General features: G+C 69.6%; 9 protein-coding genes. 2 read left to right on the forward strand and 7 right to left on the reverse strand.

All coding sequences use genetic code 11. The features are described from left to right. Positions 1 to 50: 50 nt before the first annotated feature. From MTBUT4_RS16290 to MTBUT4_RS16320, 7 genes are all read right to left on the reverse strand, one after another. Entirely contained in the window at positions 51 to 866 is an 816-nt protein-coding gene (locus MTBUT4_RS16290) for a ferritin-like domain-containing protein (RefSeq protein ID WP_173980759.1), read from the reverse strand. 132 nt (positions 867 to 998) lie between these two features. Continuing rightward, positions 999 to 1,400, reverse strand: a complete 402-nt coding sequence (gene atpC, locus MTBUT4_RS16295) for an ATP synthase F1 subunit epsilon (RefSeq protein WP_173980760.1) — start codon at positions 1,398 to 1,400, stop codon at positions 999 to 1,001. A 90-nt stretch (positions 1,401 to 1,490) separates the two neighbouring features. After that, positions 1,491 to 2,915 (reverse strand): F0F1 ATP synthase subunit beta, encoded by a 1,425-nt coding sequence (atpD, locus tag MTBUT4_RS16300; protein WP_173980761.1) that lies wholly within the window; start codon positions 2,913 to 2,915, stop codon positions 1,491 to 1,493. 18 nt (positions 2,916 to 2,933) lie between these two features. Further along, entirely contained in the window at positions 2,934 to 3,821 is an 888-nt protein-coding gene (locus MTBUT4_RS16305) for a F0F1 ATP synthase subunit gamma (protein WP_173980762.1), read from the reverse strand. Positions 3,822 to 3,836: 15 nt separating this feature from the next. Continuing rightward, entirely contained in the window at positions 3,837 to 5,366 is a 1,530-nt protein-coding gene (gene atpA / locus MTBUT4_RS16310) for a F0F1 ATP synthase subunit alpha (RefSeq protein WP_173980763.1), read from the reverse strand. Next, positions 5,366 to 5,920, reverse strand: coding sequence for a F0F1 ATP synthase subunit delta (locus MTBUT4_RS16315; RefSeq protein ID WP_173980764.1), 555 nt, complete (start codon positions 5,918 to 5,920; stop codon positions 5,366 to 5,368). The genes atpA and MTBUT4_RS16315 overlap by 1 nt, the downstream gene beginning before the upstream one ends. Before the next feature lie 226 nt (positions 5,921 to 6,146). Continuing rightward, positions 6,147 to 8,345, reverse strand: a complete 2,199-nt coding sequence (locus MTBUT4_RS16320) for a primosomal protein N' (protein ID WP_173980765.1) — start codon at positions 8,343 to 8,345, stop codon at positions 6,147 to 6,149. A gap of 75 nt (positions 8,346 to 8,420) precedes the next feature. Here MTBUT4_RS16320 and MTBUT4_RS16325 point away from each other — a divergent pair, with 75 nt between their 5' ends. Further along, positions 8,421 to 9,134, forward strand: coding sequence for a DUF484 family protein (locus tag MTBUT4_RS16325; protein ID WP_173980766.1), 714 nt, complete (start codon positions 8,421 to 8,423; stop codon positions 9,132 to 9,134). Positions 9,135 to 9,147: 13 nt separating this feature from the next. Further along, positions 9,148 to 10,095, forward strand: coding sequence for a tyrosine recombinase XerC (locus MTBUT4_RS16330; RefSeq protein ID WP_173980767.1), 948 nt, complete (start codon positions 9,148 to 9,150; stop codon positions 10,093 to 10,095). Positions 10,096 to 10,326 lie beyond the last annotated feature (231 nt).

The raw sequence follows: 10,326 nt of genomic DNA on the forward strand, positions 1-10,326 counted from the left end.
GACGCCGCCTACGGCGGCTCCTCAGGATGAGGCCCGAATGCGACCTAAGGCTACGCCGCCCGGCGCAGCGCCTCGGCGCGAGTGCGCATCTTCTTCCAGGCGAAGGATTTGGCGCGGCCGGCGATCCAGCCCTGGGTGTCGATGCCGATCACCTTCAGCACCATGTTGACCGCCCGCTCGGTGTGCTGCGGCCGGTACAGGGACCAGGCCCGCAGCGCGTATTCCCGGTTGCAGCGGGCATGGTCATAGGGCGTGTCGGCCGTGTCGTTGGCGGCATGGTAGGCGTAGGCCAATTCGTCGTCGTCGGTCTCGCGGATGCGGCCCACCGCGACCAGGGCGCGGCGGAAGACGCTCACCCCCTCGCGCTCGATGTAGCGCTTCATGAAGTCGTAGAAGGTCTTGTAGTGGCGGAACTCGTCGCCGGCGATGCGGTGGCAGATGGCCTTCAGGACCGGCTCGTCGGTGGCATCGCGCATGGCGGAATAGAACGAGCTGGTGCCGGTCTCGACGATGCAGCGGGCCAGCAGCTCGCCGGTGAGCGAGCCGCGCACCGACTTCTCGAGATCGATCGGAACCTTGTAGCCATCGACGAACCGCTGGAAGCGGTCCTTGAAGCTGAATGCGGGATCGGCCAGCTCGGCGTAGCGGCCGAGCACGTCGCCGTGCTGGACCTCCTCGGCCCGCCAGTCGACGACGATCTGGCGGAAGGTGGGGTCGTCGCGGAACACCTTGATGAGATAGGCGGTGTAGTCACCGGCGTTGCGCTCCACCATGGACGCCGCCTTGACCACCTTGAGCAGGTCGGGGGTCAGCCGGTCGGGACGGAACTCGGCCCAGGGAATATCGTCAGGTGTCCAGTGCGTCATGTATCGGCCTCGGTGTCTGGCGCTGTAATATTTCAGCGGGAAACCGGAATTTTCAAGGGAATTCAAATGTCAAAGGGGGCGCCCCGACGGGCGCCCCCTTAAGACTCGGGGTGGTGGCGCCGGACCGGCGCCTCAGCCCGCCGCGTCCTTCATGGCCAGAGCCACCGCCATCATGGTTTCGGCGGCCTGCTTTTCCGAGTCGGTGTTGGCGTCGGTGATTTTTTCCTTGGCCGCCGACAGGCGGGCCGAAGCCATTTCGGCGGTGATGTCGGCCACCGGCATGGCCTCCTCGGCCAGCACCGTGACGCGGGTCCCGGTGACCTCGGCGAAGCCGCCGGCGACGAAGATGCGGCTGGAGACGCGGCCGCCCTCGTGGACGTCGATGACGCCCGGACGGACGGTCGAGATCAGCGGGGTGTGGCCGTCGAGGACGCCGAAATCGCCATCGACGCCCGGCACCACCACCATGTCCACCGGCGCGCTGATGAGCAGCTTGGCCGGCGACACCAGTTCGAAGTTGATCTGATCGGGCATGACCCGTTCCCTTCGCTAAAACACGAAATCAGCGTCCCGCCGGTCCCCGAACTCCATGGGATGAAGTCCGGGGGGGCGGGAGACTGGCGCTTACGCCGCGTCGGCGGCCATCTTCTTGGCCTTCTCGAGCACTTCCTCGATGCCGCCGACCATGTAGAACGCGGCCTCGGGCAGGTGGTCGTACTCGCCGGCGACGATCGCCTTGAAGCTCTTGATGGTCTCTTCCAGGCCGACCAGCTTGCCCGGCGAACCGGTGAACACCTCGGCGACGTGGAAGGGCTGGGACAGGAAGCGCTGGATCTTGCGGGCGCGGGCCACGATCAGCTTGTCCTCTTCCGACAGCTCGTCCATGCCCAGGATGGCGATGATGTCCTGCAGCGACTTGTAGGTCTGCAGGACGCGCTGCACCTCGCGGGCGACGGTGTAGTGGTCCTGGCCGACGACGCGGGGATCGAGGGCGCGGCTGGTCGAGTCCAGCGGGTCCACCGCCGGATAGATGCCGAGCTCGGCGATCTGGCGGCTCAGCACGGTGGTGGCGTCCAGGTGGGCGAACGAGGTCGCCGGGGCCGGGTCGGTGAGATCGTCGGCCGGCACGTAGATGGCCTGCACCGAGGTGATCGAGCCCTTCTTGGTGGAGGTGATGCGCTCCTGCAGGGCGCCCATGTCGGTGGCCAGGGTCGGCTGGTAGCCCACCGCCGAGGGGATGCGGCCGAGCAGCGCCGACACTTCCGAGCCGGCCTGGGTGAAGCGGAAGATGTTGTCCACGAAGAACAGCACGTCCTGGCCCTCGGCGTCGCGGAAGTACTCGGCGACGGTGAGGCCGGACAGGGCGACGCGGGCGCGGGCGCCCGGCGGCTCGTTCATCTGGCCGTAGACCAGGGCCACCTTGGAGCCGGGGCCGTCGGTCTTGATGACGCCCGATTCCATCATCTCGTGATAGAGGTCGTTGCCCTCGCGGGTGCGCTCGCCGACGCCGGCGAACACCGAGTAACCGCCATGCGCCTTGGCGACGTTGTTGATCAGTTCCATGATCAGCACCGTCTTGCCCACGCCGGCGCCGCCGAACAGGCCGATCTTGCCGCCCTTCACGTAGGGGGCCAGCAGGTCGATGACCTTGATGCCGGTGACCAGAATCTCGGTCTCGGTGGCCTGGTCGACGAATTCCGGGGCTTCCGCGTGGATGGGGCGGAACTCCTTGTTGCCGATCGGGCCGCGCTCGTCGATGGGATCGCCGATCACGTTGATGATGCGGCCCAGGGTCTCAGGCCCCACCGGCATCATGATCGAGGCGCCGGTATCGGTGACCTCGGCCCCGCGGACCAGGCCGTCGGTGGAATCCATGGCGATGGTGCGCACGGTGTTCTCGCCGAGGTGCTGGGCAACCTCGAGCACCAGCGTCTTGCCCTGGTTCTGGGTGTGCACCGCGTTCAGGATGGCCGGCAGCGGGCCATCGAAGCGCACGTCCACGACGGCGCCCAGGACCTGGGTGATCGTGCCGACGTTCTTATTTGCCATGGGATAGCTCCTGCGTCCTTACAGCGCCTCGGCGCCCGAGATGATTTCGATGAGTTCCTTGGTGATCTGAGCCTGACGCGACCGGTTGTACTTGATGGTCAGGTTGTTGATCATGTCGCCGGCGTTGCGGGTGGCGTTGTCCATCGCCGTCATCCGCGCGCCCTGCTCCGAGGCCTGGCTTTCCAGCATGCCGCGGAACACCTGCACCGCCAGGTTGCGGGGCAGCAGAACGTTGAGAATGTCCTCTTCCGAGGGCTCGAACTCGTAGACCGCGCCGGTGCCGCCCACTTCGCGTCCCGCCGTCACTTCCTGGGCGACGAACGGGATCAGCTGCTGGCGGGTCACTTCCTGCTGGATGGCCGAGCGGAAGCGGTTGTAGACCACGGTGCAGACGTCGAATTCGCCGTCCTCGAACATCCGGGTGATGCGGTTGGCGACCTGGTCGGCCTCGGGGAAGGTGATGCCCTTGCGGCCCAGCCCCTCGAAGCCTTCGATCAGATTGGCGCCGTAATCGCGCTTGATCTGCTCGCGCCCCTTGCGCCCGACCGGGAAGATCTTGACCGTCTTGCCCTCTTTGATGAGCTGGCCGGCCAGGGCCTTGACGTTGCGGACGATGGTGGAGTTGAAACCTCCGCACAGGCCGCGATCGGCGGTGATCATGACGATCAGGTGGACATTGCTGTCACCGGTGCCGGCCAGCAGCCGGGGCGCGCCTTGCTGCCCCGCCAGCGAGGTCGCCAAGGTGCCCAGCATGCGCTCCATGCGCTCGGCATAGGGCCGCGCCGACTCCGCCGCGGTCTGCGCGCGGCGGAGTTTGGAGGCGGCGACCATCTTCATGGCCGAGGTGATCTTCCGCGTCGATTTGACGGAGACGATCCTCAGCCTTAGGTCCTTGAGGCTCGGCATCGGGGCCCTTCCGGATTACGCGAAGGTCTTGGAGAAGGCGTCGAGGAACGCCTTCAGCTTCTCTTCGGTGGCGGCGGTGATCTGCTTCTCGGTGGCGATGGCGGTCAGGATGTCGCCATGCTTGGCCTTCAGCTCGGTCAGCATCGCCTTCTCGAAGCGGCCGACGTCGCGGATTTCCAGCTTGTCGAGGTAACCCTTGACGCCGCAATACACCGCCACGACTTCCTCTTCGGTGGCCATGGGCGAGTACTGGGGCTGCTTCAGCAGCTCGGTCAGGCGGGCGCCGCGGTTGAGCAGCTTCTGGGTCGCCGGATCGAGGTCCGAGGCGAACTGGGCGAAGGCAGCCATCTCGCGGTACTGCGCCAGTTCCAGCTTGATCGAGCCCGACACCTGCTTCATCGCCTTGATCTGGGCGGCGGAGCCGACGCGCGACACCGACAGGCCGACGTTCACCGCCGGGCGGATGCCGCGGTAGAACAGGTCGGTTTCCAGGAAGATCTGGCCGTCGGTGATGGAGATCACGTTGGTCGGAATGTAGGCCGACACGTCGTTGGCCTGGGTCTCGATCACCGGCAGCGCGGTGAGCGAGCCGGCACCGGCGGCGTCGCCCATCTTGGCGGCGCGCTCGAGCAGGCGCGAGTGCAGGTAGAACACGTCGCCCGGATAGGCCTCGCGGCCCGGCGGACGGCGCAGCAGCAGCGACATCTGGCGATAGGCCACGGCCTGCTTGGACAGATCGTCGTAGATGATCAGCGCGTGCATGCCGTTGTCACGGAAGTACTCGCCCATGGCGCAGCCGGCATAGGGGGCGATGAACTGCAGCGGCGCCGGCTCGGAGGCGGTGGCGGCGACCACGATGGTGTAGTCCATGGCGCCGTAATCGGTCAGCGTCTTGACGATCTGGGCCACGGTCGAGCGCTTCTGGCCGACGGCGACGTAGATGCAGAACAGCTTGGCCTTCTCGTCCGAGGCGTCGTGCCAGCGCTTCTGGTTGATGATGGTGTCGATCAGGATGGCGGTCTTGCCGGTCTGGCGGTCGCCGATCACCAGCTCGCGCTGGCCGCGCCCGATCGGGATCAGGGCGTCGACCGCCTTGATGCCGGTGGACATGGGCTCGTGCACCGACTTGCGCGGGATGATGCCGGGGGCCTTGACGTCGACGCGGGCGCGGGCATCCGACTGGATCGGGCCCTTGCCGTCGATGGGATTGCCCAGGGCGTCGACGACGCGGCCCAGCAGGCCCTTGCCGACGGGGACGTCGACGATGGCGCCGGTCCGCTTGACGGTGTCGCCTTCCTTGATGTTGCGGTCGTCGCCGAAGATCACGACACCGACATTGTCGGTCTCGAGATTCAGCGCCATGCCCTTGATGCCGCCGGGGAACTCGACCATCTCGCCGGCCTGGACCTTGTCGAGACCGTGGACGCGGGCGATACCGTCACCGACAGAAAGCACCTGGCCGACCTCGGCCACTTCGGCCTCGGTGCCGAAATTGGCGATCTGTTGCTTGAGGATCGCGGAGATCTCAGCCGCGCGGATTTCCATTATCCAACCCCTTTCATAGCGAGCTTGAGGTGCTGCAGCTTCGTCTTCAGCGAGCTGTCAACCATGCGGGAACCGACCTTCACCACCAGTCCGCCCAGCAGGCTGGGATCGACCACCGTCTCGACGGTGACCGTGCTGCCGAAGGCGGTCTTCAGGGTGGCGGCCAGGGAATCGGCCTGGGCCTTGGTCAGCGGAACCGCCGAGGCCACATGCGCCGCCACCTCGCCGCGCTTGGCGGCCAGACGGCGGAGGAAAGCGTCAATGATGGCCGGCAGCACGAACAGCCGGCGGTTGTTGGCCGCCAGGCCCAGGAAGTTCGCGGTCAGCGGGCCGAACCCGGCCGACGCGGACAGGGCGGCGATGGCCTTGCCCTGATCGCCGCGGCTCAAGACCGGGGAATCGATGAGACGACGGAAGTCGGCGCTCTCCTTGAGCATCGCCTTCAACGCCGCGAGGTCGGCCGCCACCCGATCCAGAGACCCCTGGGTCTCGGCCAGATCGAACAGGGCGGCGGCATAACGGTCGGCAATCACGCCAATTGTTTCGGATGGCACCTGGGCAGGTCCTTCGAATGAGGTCGAAACCGAGTTCGCCGGTGGCCGTAAGGTATTGCGAATTCAGCGCTTTGCACCCCGACGGAGCGGTTGCCCAGCCGAAAGCGCGGTGGTTAACTAGCACATCGTCTATTGCGTTGCAAGACGACTCCGCCCCTTGTGGGGCAAGGACTCCGCAAATATGCCCTACCCGATGCGGTAGGCGAACTCCACCCGCCTTCCCACCCTACAAAAAACTGTAGGGATCGACGTCCACCTGGACCCGGATGCCGGAGGGGGCGGGCGAGGCGGACAGCCAGTCGCGCAGCCATGTCTGCAGATTCAAGTTTTTCCGCGCCTTGACCAGGAAGCGGCGGCGGTGGCGGCCGCGCAGCAGGGCCATGGGCGCCGGGGCCGGGCCGATCACCTCGACCCCCTCCGTCCGGGGGGCCGAGCGGGCCAGGGCGCGGGCGAAGGAATCCAGGCGGGCGGGGTCCGGCCCGGACAGCACCAGGGCCGCCAACCGGCCGTAGGGCGGCATGCCGGCGGCCGCGCGCGACTCGGCCTCGGCGGCAACGAAGGCGTCGCGGTCGCCCGACACCAGCGCCCGCATCACCGGGTGCTCGGGCTGGAAGGTCTGCAGCAGCACCCGGCCGGGCCGCTCGGCGCGGCCGGCGCGGCCGGCCACCTGGGACAGCAGCTGGTGGGTGCGCTCGCCGGCCCTGAGGTCGCCGCCCTCGAGCCCGAGATCGGCATCGACCACCCCGACCAGGGTCAGCATGGGGAAGTGGTAGCCCTTGGCGACGATCTGGGTGCCGATCAGCAGGTCGATCTCGTGGTCGGCGACGCGGCGGACGAACTCGGCGGCGGCGTGCGGCCCGGCCACCGTGTCCGAGGCCATCAGGGCGATGCGGGCGGCGGGGAAGCGGTGCGCCGCCTCCTCGGCGATGCGCTCGACCCCGGGACCGCAGGCGGCGAAGCTGTCCTCGGCGGCGCAGGACGGGCAGGCGGGCGGCAGCTTGATGTAATGGCCGCAATGGTGGCACACCAGCCTTCCCGCCAATCTGTGTTCCACCAGCCAGGCGGTGCAGTGCGGGCATTGCAGGCGGTGGCCGCAGCCCCGGCACAGGGTCAGCGGGGCGTAGCCGCGGCGATTGAGGAACAGCATGGCCTGCTCGCCGGCGGCCAGGGTCTCCTCCACCGCCGCCACCAGCGGCGGCGCCAGGAAGAAGCCGCGCGGCGGCGGATGGCGCCGCAGATCCACCAGCCCGATCCCGGGCAGGGCAGCGCCGGCATGGCGGTCGGGCAGGTGCAGCAGGCGATAGCGCCCGCCCCGGACATTGGCCAGGGTCTCCAGCGACGGCGTCGCCGAGGCCAGAACCGCCGGGATGCCGCCCAGCCGCGCCCGCACCACCGCCATGTCGCGGGCGTGGTAGCAGACGCGGTCCTCCTGCTTGAAGGCGCCGTCATGCTCCTCGTCGACCACGATCAGGCCGAGTTCGGGGAAGGGCAGGAACAGGGCCGAGCGCGCCCCCACCACCACCCGCGCCTCGCCGCTCGCCACCGCCCGCCAGGTGTCGCGGCGGCGTCCGTCGGCCAGCTCGGAATGCCACACCGCCGGCTCGCAGCCGAAGCGGTGGCGGAAACGGCCCAGCCATTGCGCCGACAGCGCGATCTCGGGCAGCAGCACCAGCGCCTGGCGGCCCTGGGCCAGGGCTTCGGCCACCGCCTCGAAATAGACCTCGGTCTTGCCCGAGCCGGTGACGCCGTCGATCACCATCACCGAGAAGCCGCTCCCCACCGCCGCCGCCAGGGCCGCGGCCGCCTCGCCCTGGGCCGGCGACAGCGCGACCCCGCGCCGGTCGGGGCGCGGCCGGTCGAAGACGGGGGGACGCGGCAGCGCCACCGGCTCCAGCGCTCCCGCCGCCAGCAGCCCCTTCACCACCGCCACTCCGACCCCGGCCTCGCGCGCCAGCTCGGCGGCGGCCAGCGGCGGCAGCCCGGCGGCGGTCTCCAGCACCCGCCGGCGGGCCGGGGTCAGCTTCAGGTCCGGCGGCGCGGCGGCGAGGCGGCAGGCGGCGATGGCGGCGGCCGGCTCCAGCGCCGCCGGCACGCTCATGGCCATCTTCAGCACGGCGCCGCGCGGCGCCAGGGTATAGGCGGCGACCCAGTCGATGAAGCGGCGCGACGCCTCGGGCAGCGGCGGCGCCTCCAGCCGGGCCAGGACCGAGCGCAGCCTGGCGGAATCCACGTCGCCGGCCGCCGCGCCCCACACCACGCCGACCGCCTCGCGCCGGCCCAGCGGCACGGTGACGAAGTCGCCCGCCGCCAGCGGCCGCTCCCCCACCCGGTAGTCATAGGCTCCGCCCAATGGCAGGGGCAGCAAGATGGCCACCCGCTCACCGGGGGCATAGGTCAGGGCGGGGTTGGCGGCGGCGGATGGCATGGTCTAAACTCTACCGACCCAGCCCCGGATGGCAACAGCCGCCGCGATCCAGGACCCCGACCCCAGGATTTCCCGATGACCCGCAAGCGCGACGACGCCGCCATCCCCGACCCCGCGCTCAGCGACGAGCAGGTGGTCGCCTATCTGCGCCGCCACCGCGATTTCCTGCTGCGCCACCCCGAACTGGCCGCCGTGCTGGCGCCGCCGTCGCGCTGGCCCGAGGCGGACGGGGTGGTCGACCTGCAGGCCTACATCATCGAGCGCCTGAACGAGGAAATCGATCGCATCAAGGGCACCGCCGAGCATCTGATCCACACCAGCCGCTCCAACATGAGCACCCAGAACCGCACCCACCAGGCGGTGCTGGTGATGCTGACCGCCGCCGACATGGCCGGACTGGCCCGCGCCGTCGCCGACGACCTGCCGGCCATGCTCGACGTCGATGTCGGCATGCTGTGCTTCGAGGAATGCGATCGCGCCCTGCCGGCGCTCGCCGCGCCCGGCATCCAGCGCCTGCCCCGCGGCCGGGTGGCGGCACTGATGGGCGGCCCCGACCGCGACTGCGCCCTCAACGAGCAGATGCCGGGCGACCCGGCGGTGTTCGGCGACGGCGCCGGCCTGGTGGTGTCCTCGGCCCTGGTCCGGGTCTCGCCCGGCGGCGGCTGCCCCGACGGCGTGCTGGCGCTGGGCTCGCGCCACCACCGCACCTTCCATTCCGGCCAGGGCACCGAACTGATCATCTTCCTCGCCCGCGTCGCCGAAACCTGCATCCGCCGCTTCGTGGGGTAGGCGTTTCCAGCCCATGCCCCCCGCCCCCATCCATTTCGCCGCCCGCCCCGACCTGATGGCCCAGGTGGAGGCGTGGCGCGGCTGGCTGGAGGGGGAGCGCCGCGCCAGCCGCCACACCCTGGACGGCTATTCCCGCGATCTGGCGGCCTTCCTGGGCTTCCTGCGCGATCATCTCGGCGGCGAGGCGGCGCTGGCCGAGCTGGAGGGCCTGGCCCCCGCCGATTTCCGCGCCTTCCTGGCGGCCCGCCAGGCCGAGGGGCTGTCGCGCTCGTCCATGGCGCGGCTGATGAGCACGCTGCGGGGCTTCTTCAAGTTCCTCGACCGCCGCGCGGTGCTGCACAACCCGGCCATCGGCTCGGTCAAGGCGCCGCGGCCGCCGAAATCGGTGCCCAAGCCGCTGGCCGCCGAAGAGGCGATGATGGCGCTGGAGACCGCCGGCGAGCTGCACGACGAGCCTTGGCTGGCGGCCCGCGACGTCGCCCTGTTCACCCTGCTCTACGGCTGCGGCCTGCGCCTGGGCGAGGCGCTGGGCCTGACCCGGCGCGAGGTGCCCAGGGGCGACACCATGGTGGTCACCGGCAAGGGCCGCAAGCAACGCATGGTGCCGGTGCTGGCGGTGGTGCGCGAGGCCGTCGCCGCGTATATCGCCCAGTGCCCGCACCCCTTGGGCGCCGATGCGCCGCTGTTCGTCGGCGCCCGCGGCGGCCCCCTCAATCCCGGCGTGGTGCAGCGCCAGATGCGCCGGCTGCGGGCGCTGCTGGGCCTGCCCGACACCGCCACCCCGCACGCGCTCAGGCATTCCTTCGCCACCCACCTGCTGGCCGGCGGCGGCGATCTGCGCACCATCCAGGAATTGCTGGGCCACGCCTCGCTGTCCACCACCCAGCGCTACACCAAGGTCGATGCCGCCCGCCTGAAGGGCGTCTACGACAAGGCCCATCCGCGGGCGAAGGCCAGGTAGGTCGCCATGCGTCAAGTCCGAACCACTCCTAACTCGTCATGGCCGGGCTCGCCCCACGGCTGTCCGGTTTAATTTTCGGCTGTTAAGGGCCCCCTCGCCCGCCTGCGGGAGAGGGGGCGAGCGTCAGCGAGCCGGGGTGAGGGCGGCGCGTGTCCACGCGCCCAAGACCTGGAGAGACAGCCGCTTTCGCTGTCGCGAAGCGCACCTGGCGGTGCGCGCCCTCTCCCTCCC

Source organism: Magnetospirillum sp. UT-4, assembly GCF_902729435.1.
GTDB lineage: Bacteria > Pseudomonadota > Alphaproteobacteria > Rhodospirillales > Magnetospirillaceae > Magnetospirillum.

What these genes read in the sequence shown, in the direction of transcription:
- MTBUT4_RS16290 (WP_173980759.1), bottom strand. Translation starts at nt 866, where the DNA reads ATGACGCACTGGACACCTGACGATATTCCCTGGGCCGAGTTCCGTCCC.
- atpC (WP_173980760.1), bottom strand. Translation starts at nt 1,400, where the DNA reads ATGCCCGATCAGATCAACTTCGAACTGGTGTCGCCGGCCAAGCTGCTC.
- atpD (WP_173980761.1), bottom strand. Translation starts at nt 2,915, where the DNA reads ATGGCAAATAAGAACGTCGGCACGATCACCCAGGTCCTGGGCGCCGTC.
- MTBUT4_RS16305 (WP_173980762.1), bottom strand. Translation starts at nt 3,821, where the DNA reads ATGCCGAGCCTCAAGGACCTAAGGCTGAGGATCGTCTCCGTCAAATCG.
- atpA (WP_173980763.1), bottom strand. Translation starts at nt 5,366, where the DNA reads ATGGAAATCCGCGCGGCTGAGATCTCCGCGATCCTCAAGCAACAGATC.
- MTBUT4_RS16320 (WP_173980765.1), bottom strand. Translation starts at nt 8,345, where the DNA reads ATGCCATCCGCCGCCGCCAACCCCGCCCTGACCTATGCCCCCGGTGAG.
- MTBUT4_RS16325 (WP_173980766.1), top strand. Translation starts at nt 8,421, where the DNA reads ATGACCCGCAAGCGCGACGACGCCGCCATCCCCGACCCCGCGCTCAGC.
- MTBUT4_RS16330 (WP_173980767.1), top strand. Translation starts at nt 9,148, where the DNA reads ATGCCCCCCGCCCCCATCCATTTCGCCGCCCGCCCCGACCTGATGGCC.